This is a genomic window from Clostridium psychrophilum (assembly GCF_018861705.1).
Classification (GTDB): Bacteria; Bacillota; Clostridia; order Clostridiales; family Clostridiaceae; genus Clostridium_AD; species Clostridium_AD psychrophilum.
The window spans coordinates 1-25810 of the sequence record NZ_JAHLEC010000010.1; the positions used below are offsets into that span (position 1 = coordinate 1).

General features: G+C 27.4%; 22 protein-coding genes. All 22 read left to right on the forward strand.

Annotation, left to right across the window (positions count from 1 at the left end):
- The first annotated feature begins 133 nt into the window (after positions 1 to 133).
- The 22 genes from KPL38_RS03775 to KPL38_RS03880 all read left to right on the forward strand — a co-directional run bounded on the left by KPL38_RS03775 (position 134) and on the right by KPL38_RS03880 (position 25573).
- The gene (locus KPL38_RS03775) at positions 134 to 1225 is read left to right on the forward strand and encodes a glycosyltransferase (RefSeq protein WP_216287248.1); all 1092 of its coding nucleotides are present in this window, start codon (positions 134 to 136) and stop codon (positions 1223 to 1225) included.
- Positions 1226 to 1252: 27 nt separating this feature from the next.
- Positions 1253 to 2374 carry a glycosyltransferase family 4 protein gene (locus KPL38_RS03780; RefSeq protein WP_216287250.1) on the forward strand — a complete coding sequence of 374 codons (1122 nt, stop codon included), beginning with the start codon at positions 1253 to 1255 and terminating at the stop codon, positions 2372 to 2374.
- 97 nt (positions 2375 to 2471) lie between these two features.
- The gene (locus KPL38_RS03785; RefSeq protein ID WP_216287252.1) at positions 2472 to 3668 is read left to right on the forward strand and encodes a glycosyltransferase; all 1197 of its coding nucleotides are present in this window, start codon (positions 2472 to 2474) and stop codon (positions 3666 to 3668) included.
- Between the two features lie 52 nt (positions 3669 to 3720).
- Positions 3721 to 5034, forward strand: coding sequence for an O-antigen ligase family protein (locus KPL38_RS20195; protein ID WP_216287261.1), 1314 nt, complete (start codon positions 3721 to 3723; stop codon positions 5032 to 5034).
- A gap of 78 nt (positions 5035 to 5112) precedes the next feature.
- Positions 5113 to 6492, forward strand: a complete 1380-nt coding sequence (locus tag KPL38_RS03795) for a phenylacetate--CoA ligase family protein (RefSeq protein ID WP_216287263.1) — start codon at positions 5113 to 5115, stop codon at positions 6490 to 6492.
- Positions 6493 to 6563: 71 nt separating this feature from the next.
- Positions 6564 to 7712, forward strand: a complete 1149-nt coding sequence (locus KPL38_RS03800; RefSeq protein WP_216287265.1) for a sugar-transfer associated ATP-grasp domain-containing protein — start codon at positions 6564 to 6566, stop codon at positions 7710 to 7712.
- A gap of 57 nt (positions 7713 to 7769) precedes the next feature.
- Positions 7770 to 8849: a glycosyltransferase gene (locus KPL38_RS03805; protein WP_216287267.1), complete on the forward strand. Its 1080-nt coding sequence runs from the start codon at positions 7770 to 7772 to the stop codon at positions 8847 to 8849.
- Positions 8850 to 8890: 41 nt separating this feature from the next.
- Positions 8891 to 10348: an oligosaccharide flippase family protein gene (locus KPL38_RS03810; RefSeq protein WP_216287276.1), complete on the forward strand. Its 1458-nt coding sequence runs from the start codon at positions 8891 to 8893 to the stop codon at positions 10346 to 10348.
- 20 nt (positions 10349 to 10368) lie between these two features.
- A complete protein-coding gene (locus KPL38_RS03815; protein WP_216287278.1) occupies positions 10369 to 12681 on the forward strand; it encodes an alginate lyase family protein in 2313 nt (770 codons plus the stop codon).
- A gap of 18 nt (positions 12682 to 12699) precedes the next feature.
- Positions 12700 to 13392, forward strand: coding sequence for a YveK family protein (locus tag KPL38_RS03820; RefSeq protein WP_216287280.1), 693 nt, complete (start codon positions 12700 to 12702; stop codon positions 13390 to 13392).
- The gene (locus KPL38_RS03825) at positions 13386 to 14063 is read left to right on the forward strand and encodes a CpsD/CapB family tyrosine-protein kinase (protein ID WP_216287282.1); all 678 of its coding nucleotides are present in this window, start codon (positions 13386 to 13388) and stop codon (positions 14061 to 14063) included. Before KPL38_RS03820 ends, KPL38_RS03825 begins: the two co-directional genes overlap by 7 nt.
- A gap of 60 nt (positions 14064 to 14123) precedes the next feature.
- Entirely contained in the window at positions 14124 to 15152 is a 1029-nt protein-coding gene (locus tag KPL38_RS03830; RefSeq protein WP_216287283.1) for an LCP family protein, read from the forward strand.
- 237 nt (positions 15153 to 15389) lie between these two features.
- Positions 15390 to 16595, forward strand: a complete 1206-nt coding sequence (locus tag KPL38_RS03835; RefSeq protein WP_216287285.1) for a transglutaminase domain-containing protein — start codon at positions 15390 to 15392, stop codon at positions 16593 to 16595.
- A 132-nt stretch (positions 16596 to 16727) separates the two neighbouring features.
- On the forward strand, positions 16728 to 16868 hold the full coding sequence (locus KPL38_RS03840; RefSeq protein ID WP_216287287.1) for a hypothetical protein: 141 nt from the start codon (positions 16728 to 16730) through the stop codon (positions 16866 to 16868).
- A 411-nt stretch (positions 16869 to 17279) separates the two neighbouring features.
- Entirely contained in the window at positions 17280 to 17645 is a 366-nt protein-coding gene (locus tag KPL38_RS03845) for a hypothetical protein (protein ID WP_216287296.1), read from the forward strand.
- Positions 17646 to 17877: 232 nt separating this feature from the next.
- A complete protein-coding gene (locus KPL38_RS03850; RefSeq protein WP_216287298.1) occupies positions 17878 to 19038 on the forward strand; it encodes a metallophosphoesterase in 1161 nt (386 codons plus the stop codon).
- A 99-nt stretch (positions 19039 to 19137) separates the two neighbouring features.
- A complete protein-coding gene (locus tag KPL38_RS03855; protein ID WP_216287300.1) occupies positions 19138 to 19569 on the forward strand; it encodes an ankyrin repeat domain-containing protein in 432 nt (143 codons plus the stop codon).
- Positions 19570 to 19708: 139 nt separating this feature from the next.
- Positions 19709 to 20536: a peptidoglycan-binding protein gene (locus KPL38_RS03860; RefSeq protein ID WP_216287302.1), complete on the forward strand. Its 828-nt coding sequence runs from the start codon at positions 19709 to 19711 to the stop codon at positions 20534 to 20536.
- A 261-nt stretch (positions 20537 to 20797) separates the two neighbouring features.
- A complete protein-coding gene (locus KPL38_RS03865; protein WP_246577800.1) occupies positions 20798 to 21184 on the forward strand; it encodes a DUF1523 domain-containing protein in 387 nt (128 codons plus the stop codon).
- A 272-nt stretch (positions 21185 to 21456) separates the two neighbouring features.
- Entirely contained in the window at positions 21457 to 24426 is a 2970-nt protein-coding gene (locus tag KPL38_RS03870) for a sigma 54-interacting transcriptional regulator (protein WP_216287304.1), read from the forward strand.
- 359 nt (positions 24427 to 24785) lie between these two features.
- Complete coding sequence (locus KPL38_RS03875) at positions 24786 to 25262, forward strand: PTS sugar transporter subunit IIA (RefSeq protein ID WP_216287306.1); 477 nt, start codon at positions 24786 to 24788, stop codon at positions 25260 to 25262.
- A gap of 23 nt (positions 25263 to 25285) precedes the next feature.
- A complete protein-coding gene (locus KPL38_RS03880; protein WP_216287308.1) occupies positions 25286 to 25573 on the forward strand; it encodes a PTS sugar transporter subunit IIB in 288 nt (95 codons plus the stop codon).
- The last annotated feature ends 237 nt before the right edge of the window (positions 25574 to 25810 follow it).

Here is a 25810-nt window from a genome sequence, read left to right on the forward strand (position 1 = left end):
AACAATTATACCAGAAAGAGGGGGTCATTGTTTTTTTTCTTAAAAACAGCTACAATCCTTGCAATTGCAGGGTCTTAAATAAATAAAACAAAGATAGTGTTAACACTATCACTTATGTACTGGAGGATATAATATGAAAAAAATTGTTTATGTTGTTGAGTCTTTTGGCTCAGGAGTATACACGTTTTTATCTGAACTATGTAATTCAATTACTCGAGAGTATGAAGTAGTGATTGTATATTCATTAAGGAGAGAGACACCTTTAGATTTTAAGAAGAATTTTGATTCTAAGATTAGATTTATTAATGTCTCTATGTATAGAGGACTAAATCCCATTAAGAGTCTAAAGGCCTTAGGTAAACTAAAAAGAGTTTTTAAAAAAGAAAATCCAGAAATTATTCATTTGAATTCGTCTATTGCTGGTTTTTTAGGAAGAATTGCATGTTATGCTAATAGATTTAATATGGATAAAGTTTTTTATAATCCACATGGATTCTCATTTCTTCAAAAGAATGAATCTAGGATTAAAAGAACAATATTTTATGGATTAGAAAGGTTTGCAAGTATGCTAGGTGGATATACAGTAGGTTGCTCGTTTGGAGAATATAAGGAAGCTTTGAAGATATCAAAAAAATGTATAAACATTAATAATGGAATTGATCCAAAAAAAATAGATGAAATTATAAAAGAAAATAATTTAAATGTAAATAAAAATAATAATAATAACAAACTTAAAGTAGGGACAGTAGGCAGAATTTGTTATCAAAAGAACCCAAAGTTATTTAATGATATAGCAAAAAAATTTCCACAGTATGATTTCATTTGGGTAGGATATGGAGAGTTAAAGGATAGATTACAAGCAGATAATATAAAAGTTACAGGATGGTCAGATAGAAAAGAAGTTATAAAAGAGATTATGAATATAGACATCTTTATAATGACGTCTCTTTGGGAGGGTTTATCTATTTCACTTCTTGAAGCAATGTATCTAGGAAAACCAGTAATAGTATCAAATGTCATTGGTAATAATGATGTTATCAAAAACAATGTAAATGGGTATTTAGTGAATGACTTAAAAGAATATATAAAAATAATTAATTATATAACTTCAAACAATATTATATCAGATGTTAAATTTAAAGAGAAAGTTAGAGAAAATGTAATTGAAGAATATGGTCTAAACCAAATGGTTAGAAAATATATAAATTTATACGAGGCAACTTGAAAAATTATTGATGAGGACGGTTATGTTATGTTTTATAAGGTATTACATCTATTATCAACTAAAACTCTTAATGGAGCTGAAAAAGTAACTTTAGATATATGTACAAGTTTAGACAAAACAATTTATGAGCCAATAGTAGTTTGTGCAGGAGATGAGCTAAAAGAATTTTTTGAAAAAGAATCTATTCAATCATTTAAGATTAATATAAGTAATTTAAATATGAGAGAAATATTAAAACTGAGAAATCTAATAAAAAATGAAAATATAAATTTAATACATGCACATGATGTACGCGCATCTATAGCTGCAAAAATTGCAAGCGCTAATTTAAAAATCCCTGTGATATCCCATATTCATGGTGAATATGATTGGCTAAAAAGCAAGTCTATATTAAGATTTATTGATAGATTATTTAGAGAAAAATATGATCTGTCTTTAGCCTGCTCAAAAAACGTTAAAGAATTTTATTGTAAGTGCAATAGCAAATGTCATAAGGAAAAAGTAATTGCATTATCAAATAGTTTTAATTTTGGAGAAATTAATAAGGCTAATATTATTTCTAAAAAAAAGTTTGAATTTAAAAATAATATACCTATAAATAAATATGTTTTTGGATATATTGGAAGATTAATTGATTTAAAAGGTATAGATTTGCTTATAGAAAGTTTTAATTTATTTCAGCAAAAACATGATAATTCAATTTTAATTATAGTGGGAGATGGGGACCAAAAATATAACCTAGTCAATTTAGTAACAAAATATAATTTATCAACCAAAATATATTTTATTGGATATACAAGGGATATTTATAATTGGCTTAACATATTTGATGCTTTTATATTATCGTCTAAAAGGGAAGGCCTTCCTTTAACAATATTCGAAGCTATGGCTATGAAAAAAATTGCTATTTCTACGTCTGTTGGTGGAATACCTGAATTAATTAAAAACAAATATAATGGAATATTAATAGAGGATAGGAATCCTCAGCTTTTAATGAATGCAATGGAATATGTATATGAAAATAAAAATGAAGCAAAAGCAATAGTAGAAAATGCTTATAATCATTTAAGACTGAATTATAGTATTACGGATTATATTAATACTCTTCAGAACATTTATAAGGGGTTACTTGAGTCACATAAAAAATAGACGGAATTATTACCGATAGATAGTGTTTTAACACTATAAATAGTGTTTTAACTATAAATAGTATTCTTACTTTCAATAATAAAAAGGAGATATCTATATGATTATTTATTATATTAATTATGATGGCATAAATTGTAGTGTATTCGATTCTCAAATTTATACGTATTGTCATCTGTTAAGTGAAAATGACTTGAAAGTTAGACTTATCAATTTTGACACAAACACAAGTTCAAAAGAATATATTGATAAAATGAAGCTATATTTAAATTATAAAAATTTTAAGGTAACATCTCTCCTCAAGAATAAAAGATTTGATTTTTTCATTAACAAAACGCTAATCACTAGGGTAATTAATTTAATTATAAATGAAAATTCAGCAAATGAAAAAATAATTATTCATTGTAGAGGAATTTTTGGTAGTTTTATTGGACTAAAAGCAAGAAAAAAATTAAAAGATATGTTTAATGTAAAAGTGATTTCAGATTTTAGAGGAGCAGTTATTGATGAGTATTTAATGAGATATAAATATAAAAACATCATGTATAAAATAATATTGAATTTTTCAGTGATAAAAATTAATAATATCCAATCATATGTATGTAAAAATTCAGATTACATATTATGTGTTTCTAAAAAACTAGAGGAGTATCTAAAAAATAGGTATGTTATTAATTGCGGCAAATCAATAATTCCAACCTGCATAGATGCTGATAAAACTAGATTTGATTTATTGATAAGAGAAAAAATAAGAAATGAGTTGGAAGTAAACAATAAATTTATTCTTGTATATTGTGGAGGGGGGCAGAGTTATCAGAAACCAGAAGATTTAGTCAATGCCTTTATTAATATAAGTAAAAACATAGAAAAAACATTTTTTTTGATTCTGACTAAGGATAAGGAAATATTTGAAGCTTCTTTAAATAAGTTGAATGTTAATAAATCAGAATATTTAATCAAGCCTGTTTTTTATAAGGATGTATATAAATATCTAAGCGCAGCTGATTGCAGCATTTTATTAAGAGACAGCAATAATGTAAATAAAGTTGCTAGTCCAACAAAATTTGCCGAGTACATTAATTGTAATTTACCAGTTTTTATAAGCCATGATATTGGTGATATAGATAAAATAAATGATAGATACAACGTATGTATTTATGAAGAAGATATTTACGATGTAAGCAGTAAAATAGATAAAATAAAAAAGAATCAGGAGCATTTTAAATTATTAATCAATGATTACTATGAATGGGGAAAAAACATTAAAATTATCATGTTAATTTATAATAAACTATAAAATATATATTTATACGAAGCCATATAAAAATGGAAGGTGAGGTTTATAGGGAGTGAAAAACTATATAGCAGGTGTAATTATAATCTTTGCCATTTATTTGTGTTTTGAAGAAAGTATAGTAGAAAATATTTTATATAAAGAAACTATACAAAAATTACTCTTATTAATTATTTTATTTTGCTCTATATTTAATTTGATTTTAATAAAAGTTAATATTGGTTCAAACACTATTGAAATTGGCTTATTTTCAACAGTATTATTTGTTTATTTATACATATTTATAATTATGTATAAAAAAAATCATATAAAAAAAAGTATAGATAAAAAAATTATACTTATGATTGTATGTTTAACTATAATCAATATGTATATGTTATTGGAACCTATATTTTTATATATTTATTCAGCTCAAGCTTATTCAATGTATTTATTAATATTCTTTGATATTGAGTTAATGCTATTAATATTTTTAGTCTTAAGAAGGTTTAATTACAATCAGAAAATTATCATTAGCGTGGTTTCAGTGTTCAGTATAATGAATGGAATTTTGGGAGGCCTGCAATATATAACAAATACTGTTTTGATTAATTTTAAAGATCCAACTCAGCAATTAACGCAGCTGTATATAGGCGGAAGAATATCTGGATTTGTAATGGGTGACAATGGTGGGGGTACTCTTGGAGTAATAATGTTTACGGTACTTCTATATAAATTTAATCAAAATAAAAACATATTTAATATTAGCTTAATATTAGCCGATGTTGTATTTATTATATTTACGTTTACAAGAGTTGCCTATATTGCAATATGTGTTGAAATTCTAATTTTTATCCTTTCATTAATAAAAATCAGATCTGTTAAAGACCTTATAAAAAACATAGTAGCATTTAGTTCTGTAGTAGGTATAGGAATATATTTTTATCTAAATTATTTCAGCAAAATAGTGGATATACTTTTTTTGAAAAGAGGAGATACCCAAGCTGATAGATTTGTGCAATTTCCCTTAGCTATAAAAGCTTTTTTATCCACGCCTATATTAGGAACAGGTCATGGACAGTACAATAATTATGTATTGCATAAATTTGGCGTGATTGATCAATTCGTAATTCATTCACAGTTTTTAAGTATGATTGTGGAGGAAGGAATAATAAATTTTATACTATTTATTGTTTTTAACATTTGTTTAATTTATATGTTGATAAAAAAATACAATAAAAAAAAGGAACTATTATATATTATTATGTTAGTTATAGGTAATACGATATGTATTAATTTTAATTCAAATCAGACTTATGAGATTAATATATGTATTTATTATCTTATACTATTTGGATTTTTATTTGCAAAAGATGAAATTAAAACCTGAATATTAATTAGCGCAATACTTCTGGATTGCAAATTATCGCAAATAAAACCAAGTATATAAATTATGAGGAGAAAATTAATGATTAAACAAATAATAAAAAAAATGCCAGATATAATTAAAAAACCAATAATCAATAGTTATAATTCATTACCGGATGTATTTAAATACGGAAAAATATTTAATAATACTTATAAATTTTTGAAGTTATCAGAGACATGGAGTGAAAAGCAACTTAGTGAATATCAATTAAAAAAGGTTAAAGAAATAATAAAATATTCTTATGCAAATGTACCCTACTACAAAAGGTTATTTAATGAAAATAATATAAAACCAGAGTATATTCAAGATTTAAATGATTTAAAAAGAATACCATATTTAACAAAGGAAATAATTCAAAATAACTTAGATGACTTGATTTCAAAAGAATACAATAAAAAGGATTTAAGGTATGTAACAACAGGTGGTTCTACAGGAATCCCAATGGGTTTCTATCAAGATAAAAGTAGAGAGCAAAAAATAGAGTGGGCCTATACAGCAAATTTATGGTCGAGGATAGGTTATGACATTAAAAAAAGCTATAAAATGGTAATACTTAGGGGGAATATACCTAAGGTGGGGGATTACGAATATATAGGTAATAATTTAATATTGTCTTCATTTAATTTAATTGAAAATAACATGGATAATTACATAAAAAGAATAATAGATTTTAAACCAGATTTTATACAGGCATATCCCTCAACTATAAGTTTATTGTCAAAACATATAATAGATAGCAATATAAATATATCATGTCCAAATTTAAAGGCAATAATATGCGCTTCTGAGAATTTATATGATTTTCAGAGAAAACAATTAGAACAAGCTTTTAACACAAGGGTATATAGCTTTTATGGTCACACAGAACATAGTTGTTTGGCAGGTGAATGTGAAAAGAGTAATTATTATCACCTTCAGAGTGAATATGGATATACAGAGTTAATTAATGAAAGTGGTCATGATGTTCTGGAAGAAGATGAAGCAGGTGAAATAGTGTGTACAGGGTTTAATAATCATATATTTCCTTTTATTAGGTACAGAACAGGAGATATTGCAATTAATAGTAATGAAGAATGTTCTTGCAAAAGAAATTATAAATTGATTAAAAAAATAGAGGGAAGGCAACAAGATTATTTTATAGATAAGACGGGATCAAAAGTAACATTTATATATTGTGATGTAGCTCTTTGGGAGGTTAAACACAAAATATACTTATACCAATATGTACAAAATGAACTTGGCAGAGTCGAACTATACATTCAATGTAAAATAGAATTTACGAAGGAAGATAAAGAATGTGTAATTAGAGACTTTAAAAAGTTTTATCCAAGATTTGATATCGAATTATATTTTACAGACCATATTGAAAAAACAAAGGTGGGTAAATTCAGGTACCTAGTCCAAAATATAAAAATATAGAAATTTAATATTAGTTTTAGGTGAATAGAAAGCTTGTTGAATCAATTTTTGTTTAATTGGAGGTGATAATAATGAAAATTGCTAATTTTAAGAATAGTTATATAGGATTAAAACTTAGACAAGTTAAACATAAATTAACATACAGATATAAATATCACAGAATGAAAAGTGCTTATAAAAGGTATAAGGATTGTAAAAATAAAAAATCTAAAAGGCAAATTAGAGCGGAAATAAGTATTTGTAAAAAGTATTGGGGGTGTTATCCACTTCATTATTTTAGATATGATCTATATAGGAAAGATAAAAAGCTTACCAAAGAGGAATTAATTAATTATATACCAGAATTCTTCTTTTATAATTTATTTTTATCATATTATGATAAGGATAAATATTCAATATTACTTGGTGATAAAAATATTGCTGAGTTATTATTTAAAAGTGTAAATATAGATCAACCAGATACTATATGCAAATTGATTAACGGCAAAATATATACTAGTAATTTAGAAAAAACAAGCTTTTATAAAATTAGTTTAGTGCTTAAAGAAAAGCTTTATAAAAAGATATTTATCAAGCCAGTTGATGGTGAGGGTGGATATGGCATAATGATTTTTCATCTAAGTTTTGATAATAAATATACAAATAATAATGTAGAACTAACTGAAACACTTCTGAATAATATATGTAAAAAGAATGATTATATAATTCAGAGTGGTGTAATACAAGATGGAAGTGTTTTAAAAATATATCCAAGTTCTGTAAATACATTTAGAATAGCAACAGAAAATATAAAAGGAAAAGTTAGGATAGTATGCGCAGCATTAAGAATAGGGAGAGATGGGAAAGAAGTTGATAATGCTTCGCAGAATGGAATTGCGCTTGGAATAGACTGCACAACTGGAATTTACAGAGACTACGCGTCGACCGAGGAAGGAGAAATTTTTTATAAACATCCAGATTCAAAGTTCATCTTTAAAAATCATAAAATAAATGAATGGAATAGTATAAAGAATTTTACAATTAAGTGTGCATCAAAACTGCCACAGTTTACTTATTTGGGGTGGGATATAGCATTAACTGAGGATGGCCCCATTGCAATTGAAACAAATTTAGGTTTCGCAATTGATCTTTTCCAAATTACTTTAGGTGGGTTAAGAGAGAATTTTCAAATTAATGATCCTAATAAGTATTGGAAAAACAGGAGGCTAGATATTGAATAATAATATTATATTACATCTTAGAGATAAATGGAATAACTTAAGGGATGGAAAAGCTTAATGATAGTTCAAGTTGGACCATACCCAGAACCAATAGGTGGAGTTTCCATATACATTAAAAGAATGAAATTGTATATGGATTCTTTAAATATAGCAAATGAAGTTTGGGACTTGAGTAATAGAAATAAAAACGTTAAAAAAGTGACTAATGTAAGATTTAGATATGTTCCATTTAAGTATTTATTTAGAAAGAATATAAAGCTAATTCATTATAATATACCTGGTATAAGTTACAAAATTTATATTGGACTTTTTAATAAGTTATTTTTTAAAAAAAGAAAAAAAATATTAACAATTCATGGTGATAGTAAAGATTTATTTGTGCACAAATCGCTATTTGGACACAAATGGATGTTTGTGCGTAATCAATTTATAATGAAAAAATCACTTAATAGTTTTGATACAATCATATGCACAAAATCAGGTGATAAAAAATATCTTTTAACTAAAGGTATAAATAAACCTATATACGAGTTGCCGGCATTCATATTTCCATTTGAGAATGAAAACTCAATTATACCTAAATATATATTAGATTTTATAAAGGGCAAAAGTTTTATAATAAGTGCAAATGCGTCATTAATACAATTTTATAATAATCAAGATTTATATGGTATAGATATGTGCGTTGAGTTAATAGAAAAGTTAAATAAGGATAGAGAAAATGTAGGAATGGTATTTTGTATACCTTGCATTAATAATACTCAGTATTTTAATATGATAAAAAAAACAATTATAGATAAAAAACTTAAAAGTAATTTCTTATTCGTAAATGAAAAAATGGAGTTATATCCTATTATTAAAAGATCACAGTTATTTATAAGGCCTACTAATACAGATGGAGATGCTGTGTCTATCAGAGAGGCTTTGTATTTTAAGATACCTACAGTTGCAAGTGATGCATGCGTGAGGCCAAAAGGGACCTTATTGTTTAAGACAAGAGACATTGATGATTTATATAATAAAACAGCATATGTAATAAAGAACTATGAAGTGGCTAAAGAAAAACTAGAGGAGATAAACTCAAAAGATAATGCTGGAAAATTATTAGAAATTTATAGAGAATGTTTTAAATTATAAGTGAACGAATATTAATATTTATATAGGGGTAGGACCGATAGATGAGTATAAATTCTAAAAAATTATTAAAAATAAGTTTGGTGTATGCTGCAGGTCAGATATTAATTCAAGTTTTAAATTTCTTGCTTTTGCCTATATATACAAATAAATTAGGTGTAATAGAATATGGCAAAATATCAACGATAACGGCTTTTACAGGATTTATTGGCTCATTCTTAATTTTATCAATTTATTCAGGACTAAGTAGATTTTATAAAGAAGAGGTTGATAAAAATAAAATTGTTAATACTGCATTAAATTTTGCGTACTTAATAAGCGGAGTTATGTTGATTTTAATGTGCCTCATCGGAAAGACATTTTCAAAGATGATTTTCAATTTTGGGGATAGCTATAAAATATTAGTTATTATTATTGTGACTTCGATATTAGGTCAAATCACGAGTATTTATACAAGTAAATATAGCATGGAGTATAAAGCATTGAAAGTGTCTGTTATTCAGGTATCACAAATAAGTTTGCAATTTTTAATAATCATTTATTTAGTCTTAAAAGTTAATATGGGATTTATGGGAGTTCTATATGGGCAACTAATATCTAGCATTGTTGTATTTGTTATTTTAACTTTAATCGAAGTTAGAAACTTTAAGTTTGAGTTAGATAAATTATTATTAAAGAACATGATGATTTTTAGTTTGGGATTATTACCAGTTAATTTGTCAGGATGGATTTTGACTTTATCTGATAGGTATTTTATTAATCATTACAATGGATTTGGTGATACGGGAGTATATAATCTTGGATATCAATTTGGTATGCTTATAAATCCACTTTTTATTACTCCTTTTTTAAATTCATTTACTGCTTATAAGTTTGAAACATATAAAAATTCGAATGCAAAAGAAGAATTTAAACTCTTATTTAGAAAATATAGTGTAATAGGATGTTTTATTATGCTTGGTATTTCGATATACAGCAAATTTGGTATTGTTGTTTTTGCGAATAAAGATTTTTGTAATGCCTATAAAGTAGTGCCTCTTATACTATACTCATATTTTTTATATGGGAAAACTGGTTACTATGCCTTGGGATTACAAATTCAAAATAAAACATACAAAATTGGAATCTACATGGGTTATGCCGCTGCACTCAATATTATTTTAAACTTTTTACTTGTACCAAAATTAGGAATGATAGGCGCAGCTTTAGCCACTATTATTTCTTATTTTCTATTGAACTTAATATTCATTAAATCATCTCATAAATATTATAGGTTAGATTTAGACACTAAATATCAACTAAAGGTTCAAATAGTAACATTTGCTTTATATGGAATATACTATATTGTATCATTAAAAAATATTGGCTTAGAAAAAGAATTTATAATTAATATATTTATAATGATAAGCTATTTATTTATATTAATCAAAATTAATTGTATTGATAAAGATTTTATATTTAATAATACTGTGGGTCTTTTGAAGAAAAGAATAAAAAAATAAGTAGTTAGGTGGTGTCAGTCATGTATAATTATAAATTTAAAAAACTGCTCTCGATGTCACCTGATAAGATTATAAAAAAGATATTAAAAAAAACATATCAAATAATAAAAAACAGTCTGGTTAAATTCATGGATTTAAGAGCAAACATTTTTTTATGTAAAAACATGTTTTTAACTAAAAAAGCCCATGTATCTAGAGAAAAACATATAAATTATAGTTATATTGATATAAGGAGGATCGATTTTTCAAATATTGATAAGGTAGCATCAAAATATTTATGTGAGATGTATTTAGCTCATTGTTTTGATTTGCTTGGAAGTGGATATGTTAATGTTACCTATGACATGAATTGTAGAGGTCTTGAGGGTAATATTTACAATGGCTCACTCCATATTAATAATTTCGATATAGAGGGAGAATGGCTTAATAAAATACTACTTAAACATCATTTAAGCTTTGCTAAAAGTATATGGAATCATATTGATATAGGTTATATTCCTATAGATTACCAGATGGATTTTAAAAGTGGCTATAGGTATTCTCAGAAAAAGTGGTATTTAGATCAACCTATAGGTAAAGACATAGGTGTAGATATTAAGGTTCCAGGGGAACTTGCTAGATTTCAACACCTGCCACAACTTGCTATATTTTCTATTTTATTTCCAGAAAAAAGACAACTCATTTTAACAGAATTTAGAAATCAAATATTAGATTTTATTATGACAAATCCGAAAAGAATGGGTGTTAATTGGAAATGTACTATGGATGTATCAATAAGAGCAGCTAATATGCTTATTGCTTTTGATATGTTTAAACAACTTGATGAGTTTAACATCTTAGATGAATTTTTTAATAAAACATTTAACCAAAGTATTTATGAACATGGGCAATTTATAATAAGCAATCTTGAATGGTATGAAGGTTTTACTGGGAATCATTATTTATCGGATATTTCTGGATTAGCATTTGTGAGTGCTTATTTAAACAGAGATAAGGAAATAGACTCTTGGCTACAATTTTCGGTTCAGGAGATTATAACTCAAATTCTTAAACAATTTCATGAAGATGGTAGTAATTTTGAATCATCTACTAGTTATCACAGATTAAGTGGAGAACTTTTAATTTATAGTACAGCACTTATATATGGAATTTTAAATACTGATAAGAAAGAAGCTCTTACTAAATATAAATCGAATAGGATTAAAAGGCTAAAACCTTTATCAAAACAAAAGTATGATGTTTATTCTTATGAGTTTTTTCCAAAAGAATATATTCAAAGAATTTATAGAGCAGCATTATTTACTGTAGATATAACAAAGGAAAATGAAAATATATCTCAAGTAGGAGACAATGATAGCGGAAGATTTTTTAGATTTAGTCCAAATGGAGAGTTACTTACTAAGAGTGACGCTATAAAAAAATATATTAATTTAAAAAGCTATCAATCAAACCAGGAAAAATACTTTGATGAAAATATTTTAAATCACAATACTTTTGTTTCGGGGGTAAATGGACTATTTGATGATGAGAAACTTAGATTTCTAGATAAGTTTAAACTTGAAAAAAGTATAATTAAAAGTTTATGTAAGAATAAAAGACTTGTAGCAGAACCTTTAAATTATGAAATAAATTTATATAAAGACAAGATATTTAATTTTGAATATTCATTTGTAAAGGAAATAAAATACAAAGATTATACAAGTGAAGTAATAGATATAAATAATATTAAACTTAAAAGTTATCCATTTTTCGGATTGTATATATTTAAATGTGATAATTTTTATCTTTCTGTTATGGCAGGAGGAATAGGTCAAAATGAAAATGGTGGGCTCCCACTCAAAGTGGGTGACCTCACCCCCAAAGGGGGTACACTCACCCCAAATATGGGAGGGCTCATACCCAAAGGGGCTGGGCATAGCCATAATGACAAGCTTTCTTTTGAACTTAATATAGCAGGAGAAGATATATATGTTGATTCAGGAACTTATTTGTATACTTCATTGCCTAAGATGCGAAACAAGTTTCGTAGTGTTAATGCTCATAATGTACCTATAATAAATAATGAAGAACAATGCAGATTTATAGAAACTTTTTCGATGAAAAATGAAATTAATAGCGAAATATTAAGCTGTAGTAGCAACAATTTGATTATATATTTAACTTATAGAAATATTAAAATATTAAGAGAATTTAAAATAAACAAGGATAAGCTTATTATAATTGATTGTTGTAATAAAGACTTTCATGAAAATTTTAATGAATGTGAAGCTATCTCGAATGGTTATGGTAAATTAATGAACTCACAAGAAAGGAATATAAAACAACGTGATTAATATTTAAAGGAGAGAAATATGGAGTTAAAAGAGCGTTTTTATATATTAAAAAAACGATTAATTTTAGCAATAATAATAACTATAGTTGCAACAGTAAGTGCTGGCATTTTAAGCTATTTTTTTATTAAACCGCAATATAAGGCAGATATTTCTGTAATAATTGGTAAAACACAATCAACAAGTAATAATTCTAGTTCAAATTACTATGATGTTATGTTATATCAAACAATGGTTCAAACATATAGCAAATTAACAATATCAAGAACAGTTGCGGAGGATGTAATAAAACAACTAAATTTAAAATCAATGAAGGTTTCAGACTTGTTAGCAATGATAACTGTTACTCCAGAGAAGGATACTCAATTTCTAACTATTTCAGTAACATCACAAGAGCCCAAACAAGCAATGATTATTGCCAACCAATTTGCTAAATCATTAAATGATATTAGCATAAAAATTAATAAAATTGATATTGTTATGGTTATCGATGAGGCGGGACTTCCTACAATAAATGATAGTCCTAAACCAGCTCGTAACATGGCAATGGGCTTTTTTATTGGTATTGTATTTTCTATCGGTTTAGTTTTTTTATTAGATTATTTGGATAACACAATAAAAACAAAAGAAGATGTTGAAACAGTACTTGGCCTTCCGGTTATAGGGACAATTTCTTTAGTTAAAATAAAGAGCGAGGATATGATAATATGCTAAGGAGTGTTAGTAAAATTAAGAACCTAAAATTCAAAGTCGTAGAGCAATTTAGAGGTCTTAGAACTAATATAGAGTTTTCTTCTTTAGGATATGAAGTTAAAAGTATTGTCGTTACTTCTAGTAAACCTTTTGAGGGTAAAAGTACGATTGTATCAAATCTAGCAGTTACAATGACTAGCAGTGGTAAGCGGGTGGTTATAGTTGATTGTAATTTTAGAAGGCCAACTATTCATACAATGTTTTCGCTTAGCAATTCTAAAGGACTTACAAATATATTGCTTCAAGGGAGAAAAATTGAAGATACTGTGATTAAGACATGTATTCCTAATCTATATGTTATACCAAGTGGACCATTGAATCCAAATTCATCGGAGCTTTTAGGAAGCATAAAGATGAAAGAAATTCTTAATGAACTAACTAATGATTTTGATATGGTATTAATAGATGCACCTTCTGTTTTGTATATATCAGATGCTCAAATTTTATCAGCATTAGCTCAAGGAACTATAATTGTTACTGCTTATGGAAAATTAGATAAAAATGAATTACTTAGTTCAAAAGAAAAGATTGAAAATGTTGGAGGTAAGATATTAGGAGTTGTAATTAATAAAATACCTAATATTAATAATAGTAACCATGGTGATTGCTATAAACAAAAAATAGAAAAATGAGCGTAATCATTAAATAAGAATATATATAATTAGTAGAAACAATAACAAAAAGGTGGCTTAATGAAAAAAAACAAAAAGAGGATTCTAATATGGGGAAAGATTGTATTAATTATGACGTTTACGATTCTAGTCATTATAGGCACCAGTATTGGATACACATATTATGAGTTAAGCAAGGTAAACACTATTAAAATATCTAAGAGTAATGAAGATTTAGGTATAAAACCAGTGGTTTTGGAACAAGTAAAGGATAAAAAAATAGAAGTAAGTACAAAAACAAAGGTAGGCACAAAAATAATAAATATAGCTTTATTTGGTTTGGATAGAAGGTATAAAAATGAACCATCACGTTCTGATTCTATTATGATACTTACAATAGATGAGTTGCATAAAAAGATAAAGATGAGCTCTATAATGAGAGATACCTATGTAGATATAAAAGATCATGGCAAAACAAAAATAAACCATGCTTATGCATATGGAGGACCTCAACTTGCCATCAGAACATTAAATGAAAATTTTAATCTCGATATTAAAGATTTCGTAACCGTGGATTTTTTTGATTTAGAAAAAATAATAGATGAGTTTGGTGGAGTGAGCATAAATGTAAAGGCGGATGAGATTAGTCTTATTAATGATTATATGGGAGAGGTTGCAAATCTTGAAAAACAAACATTTAAAAAAGTGACAAGGACAGGTATCCAGAATCTAGATGGGAAGCAGGCCGTGGCATATTCTAGAATTAGGCACACTGCAGGAGGAGACTATGTTAGAACAGAAAGGCAAAGAACTGTTTTGAGTGCTTTACTTGAAAAGATACAGGGTGTGGGAGTATTTAAATTTCCAACGACTGTAGAAAAGTTATTGACATATACGCAAACAAGTATGTCAAGTATGTATATTATAAAGTTAGGTACTGACATTTTTACGAATAATACAAAAACTTTAGATCAGGAACGTTTCCCATTGGATGCTTATAGCACGGGAAAAACGATTGGTGGGGTATGGTATTTGGTTACAGATATTAAGACTACTACATCTCAAATTCATAAATATATATATGAGGATAAAAAACCATTGACAAAGTAACATCTGTTTTAGGGGAATGTTTTATAAATAAGATACGATTTTGAGGAATAGTAGCACATAAATAATCATATAAATACAAGCACAAGATTTTTCTTGTGGTCCTATTTTGATGTCTTATATAGTTTAATTAGGTTAATGAATAATTGAAACAATTAAGTTATTTATGATTTTACTATTTATTTGATACAAATTAAACAAGGTATCTTTTTCATGTTAATAAAGTGAAGGAGGGATTTTATGTTACATAATTATAAAACAAATAAAGTATTATTATCATTAGCTTTAGCCATAAGTATAACGACTATGAGTGATGGTTTAGTACAAGCAGTACAAACTGGTTCAAAATCAATAGTAAGTAAATCTACTAAATCGCAAATGGATACTGTAACTACAATTACAGCTTTTAGGGCTAGGGTAGCTTATGCAATTGCTCATAGAGCAGACACTCTTTATATAAGTTACAAAGGATCTGAAACTATTCCAAATTACAATGCATTTTTGATGGAAGTAGTAACAACAGCTATTAAAACAGCAGGCAGTGATTATGAGAAGAATTTACTAATGAGTTATCGTTATGATGGAGCTTCAACACCAACATTAGCTAATAAACATTTTTCTCTAACATACGGATTTAATTATACAGAGACAACAAAGCAAGTAGCTGATGTAAAAGTAAAAGTTAAAGAGGTCTTAAGTCAAATAATAACGCCTAGTATGACTGAAGGAGAAAGAGTAAGGGCTATAAATGCATATATATGTAAGAAAGTAGCTTATGACACTTCTTATGATAACAAAAATAACACAGCGTATGAAGCACTGCTCGGAAGTGGAAAAAGCAAATGTATGGGTTATTCTTTATTAGCTTACAGAATGCTTACGGAGGCAGGAGTTCAGACTAGAATAATTATTGGGCTTGCGGATGGTAATCATGCTTGGAATATGGTAAAAGTAGCAGGTAATTGGTATCATTTAGATACAACTTGGAATGATCCATTACCAGATATAAAAGGAAGGGTATTTGAGACTTATTCTTTGCAAAGCGACACTCAAATAAAGTCTAGTCATGTTTGGAATAGAGCATTGTACCCAGTTGCTTCTAAGGCATATGTTAAGTCTAATGATGTAGTTGTACCTAAATTATTAGTAATACCATCTCACGCTTTAGTAACTAAAGCAGTTAAAAGTGCATCAGTAGTAGCTCGTTATATGTCAGTTTCAAAAGGCAAAATATATGTGAAAGGGCTTGCTCACGGCGATATAATTACGGTGTATACATCTAATCCAAACAAAATAAAGGGAGTAAAAGCAATATCGAAAGTAACAGTAAAAAACAAGTATTCATCCTTATGGGTTATAACTAAAACTAGTGCAAAATATTTTTATGTCACTAGAACATCAGTAAATAAACTACAATCATCTGCAATTTCATTAAAGAATAAATAAGAGAAAAATAATTAATGTCATATGAACACTATATTAATTTTATCATATTTAAAAAAATAACATCATAATTGCAATAAATATTACCAAATTATGGTATAATAGAAAAAGTAAACAGCTAGTAGGAGGTACAAGATGAAATTAATTTGTAAATGTGGTAATGTTGAAGATATAAAAACCGTTAAGCCAATTGAAAGATACGAATTTAAAACCTGTGAAGATGCTACTTTGATATTAGTATGCAAGAAGTGTAATGAAGTAGTATTTTTAGATTAAAAAGCATAATGGATGAAACGCAAATTTTGATTTGACAATAAACTCAAAAAGTTGTGTAAAGAAATAAAAACAAGTCTTACATTTTATAATGTGAGACTTGTTTTTGTTTCTCTGCTTTTTCAATAGAATCAGCAAGACATTCATCAATAACATCTTTACTAATTATAATAACATCTTTTTTATTCATATAACCCACTCTCCTTTCATCTTATATAAATAATAACATGGTTATGTTAAAACAATATTAAATCGACATTAAGATTGAGTGAACTTCTAATCAAATTTGATATAGTTTGTATGCTAAACATATAAATATTTATAGCAATTCTAAATTAGTTGAATATTAATAATAGTATAAGTTAATAAATTAGCATTAAATAGGACTTTAAGATATAAATAGGAGGTTCTCGAATGGGTAAAATAATTGATTGGAAAAAGGAAGGTAGAGATTGGTTTGAAGAAGATGAAGTAAGTGAAGAAACTGAAAAAGATTCTTTATCAGTTATTCATCAATTCGTTGAATCATTTTATAATGACGATGAACAAGGAAAAGGGGAAATACATCCTTATGAATTAAATGGGTTCGAAATAGGTCTAATTTCATATCTTAATTTAGTAGAAAAGGGTTTATTACCATATGGTATTAAAAATATCAATGTTCTTGCTGTTAAAAAGTTTGAAAGACTTACTAATTTATTCCCGGGAGTTGATATACCTCAAGAATTTTATATAGGATTTCTTAAGGGTTTCTGTAGTGTTTATAAAAAGTATATGTAGAAATTATAGAGAATATACGTAATAATTAAGTGAGCTTGCACAAAAAAACTCTTTTAATACTAATGGAATGATTATATTAGCATTATAGCTGTGTTATAATATTCTATATAAAATAATCCATATAAGTAAATATTTTGTGTGGCTTATTAACTTAGAATATCTGGAACAATAAAGCTATCAGATAATATCTGATAGCTTTTGAAAATAGATGAAATTGCTAGAGGGGTGCAAAATGAACAAATTAATGTTACTGTTTGCTTTTATATTTTTACTTATATATGGGGGAATAAATTATTATATAGGGCTTAGGGGATGGCAAAGTTTTGGAATTCATATTTCATTTTTAAATAATAAAGTTTATTGGGTAATAATTTTACTAGTAGCTACTGCATATATCATAAGCATGTTACTTGCTTCATATATACCGTCTATGCTTCTAAATACATTAAATATTATAGGATCATATTGGATGGGAATAATATTTTACCTTCTTTTAATATTGCCTATTGTAGATTTAATAAAATTTTTAAATAAAAAAATCAAATTCATTCCAAGAAGTTTGTCTGACAATCCTAATTTTTCATTTATTATTTCAATAGTAGTGGTTGTGCTTTTAGTTGGAGTTATGGTATATGGTACTTGGAGTGGACGAAATGCTAAGGTAACACATTACAATGTAAAAATAGATAAGACGGCTGGTAATTTAAAGAAACTTAAGGTTGTTATGGTATCAGACATTCATCTTGGATCAGTAGTAAATAATCGAAGACTTACTAAAATGGTAAATGAAATAAATAATTTACATCCTGATATTGTGTTAATACCTGGAGATATAATTGATAGTAGTCTTGAGCCTTTTGTACGAGAAAAGATGGGTGATAACTTTGAAAGAATTAAAAGTACATATGGGGTATATGCTTGCCTTGGGAATCATGATGGAATGAGAAATAAGGTAGAGGATGGTGTTAAAGTTTTTAATGCTGCAGGTATGCCTGTATTAAGAGATAAAGCAATTTTAATTAACGATAGTTTTTATGTTATAGGCAGGGACGATATATCGCTAGAGGCAACGACTACGGTTAAAAGAAAATCACTATCAGATATAACAAAAGACTTAGATAAGTCTAAGGCACTTATATTAATGGATCATCAGCCTAAGAACTTAGATGATGCACTAAAGCAAGGTATTGATTTACAACTATCAGGACATACACATAGAGGGCAATTATTTCCTGCCAATATTGTAACAAATCTAATATTTGAATTAGATTATGGTTATTTAGAAAAGGGTAATTCTAAATATATAGTATCTTCGGGTTATGGAACTTGGGGACCGCCAATTCGATTAGGAAGTCGCTCTGAAATTGTTGAAATTAATATTAAATTTAAATAATAAAGGTGACAAATAATATTTGTAAATAAAGGAATTTAAAGAACATAATAGAACTAGTTAAGCAATGAATTTTATATAAATAATGGAGGAACACAAAATATGAAAAGAATAATGCTTATAGTATTAAGTGGCTTTATTATAATATCTTCAATGCTTATAATATTATGTAGAAATAATAAAAAAGATATATTTACTGCAATACAAGATAATGATATTGAAGCGGTTGAAAAATACGTTGCCGATGTTAAAAACATAAATGCTAAAGACAAAAATGGTGAAACAGCACTTGAAGAAGCAGTTAAAGTAGATAATAAAGATATAGTTAAGCTTCTGATTAGCAAAGGGGCGAATTTAAATACAATGGATGCTAAAAAGTGTACTCCTTTATCAGTTATTAAAAGCGAATCAATGATGAACTTGTTATTAAGTAAGGGTGCTAATGCTGATACAATGGTTTTTGCAGGCGATGGTGAAATAGATGAAACAGCTATTGAGGTAGCAAAATATATAGTAGCTATTTTGCCTAATTAATCTAGTATAATAATTAATTTTCATGGATTGTTTGTTAAAGTAGCTTTAACATTTTTGTTGAAAGAGTTTTTAACATATTTGATCGAATGGCATACAATAAAGAATAATGTGAATTTTTAAGAAAGGTAGGTAATTATGTATGCCAGTGTTACCGGTATTAAAATTAGGTTCAGTAGGACCATACGTAAGAAGGCTTCAGATAAATTTAAATGGGCTAAGCCTTAATTATAATAATTTTACAATTAACGGTGTATTTGATATAAAAACAAGGAATGTAGTGCAAAATTTTCAGGACAGATTTGAATTAAAAAGGGACGGAATTGTTGGACCCAATACATGGAGCGTTCTTATTGAAAATGTTAAATTAGTACAAAGGCAGCTAACTTTAAGAGGATATAACTCTGGATATGCTGATGGATGGATTGGTCCTATTACAATAAATGCAGTAAAAAGATTTCAAAGAGACAATAAGTTATATCAAGATGGCATTGTAAATCCAAGGACAAGGCAAAGATTGTTTAATCCTAGTCCAAAGATTAATTTTGAATATATGCCAAGTTCAAATTCTATAAAGTCGCTAAATCCACGAGTGGCAGTACTTGCACAAAAATTTCTTGATCTGACTATTGCTAATAATTTAGATGTACGTATTACTAACGCATTTAGAAGTTGGAATGAACAAGATAGGTTATATGCTCAAGGTAGGACCATGCCTGGGAGTTTAGTTACCAATGCCCAAGGGGGTGACTCTTATCATAACTGGGGATTAGCCTTTGATGCTTCACCGTATGAGAATGGTAAGATATCAAATGATATAGAAAAATATAAAAAAATGGGTCAGCTAGGACAACAAGTTGGACTTGAGTGGGGTGGAACTTTTATAAGCATTGTAGATCTGCCGCATTTTCAATATACTTTTGGATTGAATACCTGGAGTCTTCTTAATGGAATAAGACCACCAAGTTAATATAATAATACTTAGAAAAACTTAAAATGTGAAATTAAATTTAATAGGAATATATAGCCAGATTGAAGTGATGAGTATTTACTTCAAATGGCTTTTTTTTATGCTAATTTTAAATTCACGAAATCTGTAGTTTAGTTATATTTTACTATAATATGTCGAATCTAAATTAATATAGCAAAATTTCTATAGATTGTATTCTAATGTATAGAAATTTCGAGTAATAATTATAGTGAATGGATTTATTAAAATAAAGGAGATTTTATGATAAGAAATAATTTTTTTTATAAATTTAGATATAATAGATTCCCGAGATTTAAGATTAAGACAATAATAATTATCATCATTTTAATGATAGGAGTAATTATGGTATCACCACATTTCTTTAGAAGCACTTATACAGTGACTGTTGCAAATAAACGAATTATAAGAAGTAAGAATGTTGATACGTATTTAATCTATACACAAACACAAGCTGGTAACATAAGAATTTTTAAAGATGCTAATAGTTTGATGGAATTTAAAATCCGTTCTGCAGATGTATATTGGGGTGTAATAATTAATAGAAAATATCAAATTAGAGCATATGGTTTTAGCATACCTATAATATCATCTTATCAAAATATTATAAATATTAAAGGTGTAAATTAGAAAAAAATAATAGATTCCAATTTCTAAAAACTTTATTTAGGGCTGATAAATCAAATAGATTCAAAAGAGAGGGGATAATATTATGAATTATATTTGCTCTAAATTTGGTTATAAGCAGTGTGAATTACTAAACGAGCTATGATTATCCTTAGAAAACAAGTATATTAAATACAATTCTATTCTGAATTGATGTTATAATTGTAAACGTGTAGATACAATATCAAAAATAGAATATAATATAGAATATAAAGTGGCAAATGGAGGTATAATTTGTGATTGAAAATACGATATTTGAACTTATTGATAATGAAGATAAAAAGATACCATTAACTGATAATGATATTGCATTAAAAGTAAATACTACTAGGGCTTATATAACTCAATTTAGAAAAGAAAAAAGAATACCTAATTCTCATCAAAGAAGAGAAGAAATTTTACATAATGACATTAAAAAGATTATTGAAGAAAATAATTCGATTTCAGATAATATGTTATGCAAGATGTTAGCTGAGATTGGATATGATATCTCAAGATATTCTGTTACTCAAATAAGGAAACAGGTTGTTGAAAATGCAACTAAAAGTATTGCAGATAATGTAACTAAAGATGTTGTAGATAATGCAACTAAGAATATTGTAGATACTAAAGCAGAAAACGTAAGTATTAATAAATTAAATAATAAAATAAAAATCAAAATAAATAGTAAAAAAAACATAAATAACAATTTAAGAGAAATTATAGGATACCATGGTTCATTGAGAAACCAAATAAGGCAAGCAGAGGCAGCAATTTTATATCCTCCACATGGACTTCATACGCTAATACTTGGACCGTCAGGGGTAGGTAAAAGTTTTTTTGCTGAAGCTATGTATAAGTTCGCAGTAAATTCTTCAAACTTTAAAAATAATGCTCCTTTTATAGTTTTTAACTGTGCAGACTATGCAGAAAATCCTCAATTACTTCTTTCGCAATTATTTGGATATGTAAAGGGTGCATTTACTGGTGCTAATGTTGATAAGGTTGGTATTGTTGAGAAGGCTAATGATGGTATATTGTTTTTAGATGAGGTACATAGACTTCCAAGTGAAGGGCAAGAAATTTTATTCCATCTATTAGATAAAGGGAGATATAGGAGACTTGGCGAAACAGAAAATAGTAGAATAGCTAATGTCATGATAACGGCAGCAACGACGGAGGATCCAAAATCAGCTTTATTATTAACGTTTAGAAGAAGAATACCAATGATAATCGATCTTCCATCTATTAATGATAGACCCATTAAGGAAAGATATATATTAATTGAAAATTTCTTTTCACAAGAGGCTGCAAGAGTTGGAAAGGAAATTACTATCAGGTTTGATGTTATTAGATCGTTATTACTATATGATTGCCCAGGCAATATTGGCCAGCTAAGAAGCGACATACAAGTAGCCTGTGCTAAAGGATTTTTGAATTCATTAAGCAATGATTTAGACGTTGTTATTATTGAAATAACAGATTTACCAGACCATGTGCCACTAGGAATATTGAGCGTTGCTAGTAGAAATTCAATGTATGACGATATATCTAATGATGATTTGGTAGTTGACCCCGGAAATATAAGTACAAATAAACTTAAAAATGACAGGTACATATTACCTGATGAGATATATAGTAATATACAAGAAAAATATTATGATCTTGAAAAGCAAGGGCTTAAAACAGATGAAATAAACAAAATCATATGGAATAAAATGAAATTTGATTTAAATAGATTTGCCAAAAACATTGAATCAAACATACTTTTTCCTAAGGAAGAATTAAAGAATATAATTGATGAAAAAATATTAAAGGTTGTAGAGAATGTAACTAACATAGCGAAAAGTTATATAGACAATATTAAAGAAAACTTTTATTATTGCGTTGCAGTGCACTTAAACTCTACTGTTGAAAGGTTAAAGCAAGGAAAGATAATTAAGAATTCTCAATTAGATTATATTAAGAGCGAATATTATAATGAATATAGAGTTGCTAAAATATTGACTAAGGAAATAAATAAGAGCTTAGATATAGATTTACCTGACGATGAAATTGGGTTTTTAGCTATGTATATTAAAACATTTTCTGCCATGGATCAAAATATAAGCAGAGTAAATGTTATCATATTAAGTCATGGTCATGTGGCCTGTGGAATGGCAGATGTATCAAATAAACTATTAGGTACAAACCTTGCAATTGGAATTGAAATGTCACTTGATGAGAGTCCTAAGACTCTGCTTGAAAAAACTATAGAGACAGTAAAAAAAGTGAATGAGGGCAAAGGATGTTTACTTTTAGTTGATATGGGGTCATTAGTAACTTTTGGTGAAATCATTACTAAACAAACAGGAATTCCTACAAGAATTATTGGTAGAGTAGATACTGTAATGGTGCTTGAAGCAGTAAGAAGAGCGCTTGTAACCAGTGATTTAAATGAAATAGCGAATGCTTTAGACGGAGATAAATCATATGTCGGAAAAGTAGAAGGCGTAAAAAAATATTCTAAGACTATAATTACAGTGTGTATAACTGGTGAAGGCACAGCATTAAGAATTAAAAAATATATTGAAGAAATAAAGGAAATTTCAAATGAAAATATATCTATAATTCCAATTGGAATTATGGACAGAGAAAATGCTCAGTATAAAATTAATAAGATTAGCGAAGATCATAATATAATTGCAATAGTCGGAACTATTAATCCTAATATTTACGACATCCCATTTATTTCATTTCAGAGTATTCTGAAGGAAGATGGTAAACGAATGCTAAAAAACCTAATAGGAATAAAAATAATCAATCCATTAACGAATGTAATAGATGAGGGAAATATACAAATAAGAGATGATTTATTTTCAAAAGGTGATGTAATTGATGCAATGTGTTCATTGCTACAATTAAAAGGTAATGTTAAGGAAGGGTATGCAATAAGTGTATATAAAAGAGAAATGATGGGAGGCACAATAGTTGCAGATAATGTTGCAATACCTCATGGGTTGCCTGAGCATGTTAAAAAATCTTCATTAACTATTTTTAAACTTAAGCATCCTATTATTTGGGATAATGACACTGAGGTTGATACAATTATTATGCTTGCGCTTAAAGAGAATGATAGAGAAATAGTTTTAAAATTGTTTGATTTATTATCTAAAATAGATATTATTAAAAAAGTAAAACAAGCAAAATCACCTAAAGAAATTGCAAACATATTTTTGAATGAGTAATATATCATGTTTATGAAATTAAAAGATAGAAGCTATGTATAGCTTCTATCTTTTTTGCTGAAAATTAAACTATTGCTTTCTCGACAGGCTTTTGGCATGATACTTGCTAATATATTATGTAGAAAGTGTAAGTAAAGTTAATCTTTTATTTATAGTAAACAAAAGGTTAATTTTTCAACAAACTTTTGGCACGACAATTGCTAAATATGATTGTATAGAAAGTATAAGTAAAATTATCTTTTTTATAAAGAACTAATTTGTTACTTTTCCAACAGGGCTTATGGCACAACAATTGCTATTATAATTATGTAGAAAGAGTAAGTACATTGGAAAAAAATAATGAGAGAAGGGGGGAAACAATGCCAACAAATATTAATGAATATTTAAGTAAAGATTTAATAATAAACAATCTTGAAGCCAAAACGACAGAAGATGTTTTTTATGCTTTGTCTCAAATGTTGTTAAAAGCTAATTATGTAAAGGATTCCTTTTATGATGGGTTAGTGAAAAGAGAAATGAAATTTCCAACGGGGTTAACACTTGGAAAATACAACGTAGCTATACCACATACTGATGCAATTCATGTAATTAAGCCAGCTATAGCTATTGCAACTTTGAAGAATCCAGTAACATTTAATAATATGGATGGTGATGGACAAGCAGAAGTTAATGTTGTATTTGCTATGGTTTTAAAAGAACCACACAGTCAGATATTGATGTTGCAGCAACTAATGCTTTTAATTCAAAATGAAGATATATTAAAGAGACTGCACGATGCAAACGATGTCAATGAAATATATGATATAGTCTCAAACTTTGATTGTAAATTAGTTTAAATAAATTTAAGGGAGGATATAAAATGAGTAAACAAAAAGTAATATTAGTAGCATGTGGTACAGGAATAGCAACTTCAACAGTTGTATGTAAAAAGGTGGAGGAATTAATAGCAGCGAACAATCTTAATGCAAGAGTTATTCAATGTAAAATATCAGAAGTACCAGGTTATCAAGATGATGCAGATCTTTTAGTTACAACAACAATTGCACCAAGAACTTATAGTATTCCTGTAATTAAGGCAATAAACTATTTAACTAATATAAATACACAAAAGATTGATAAAGCAATTATCGATGTTATAAAAGAATAAAATATGTGATTATATAATTACGAACCATATTAATCTAATTAATACAAACTTGAAATTATATTTATAAGGTTAAAGATGATATTATATTTCAACATTAAATCATCTCCTGCGGAGCTGCAATATTAACAACTTTGGAAGCAGATTTAGACTTCCACCAAAGTAATTTTCCTAGGCTAGACAACTGCCACTTATAGAAGATGGCAGACTTGAAGCTTCCAAAATGTTGTTAAACAAATG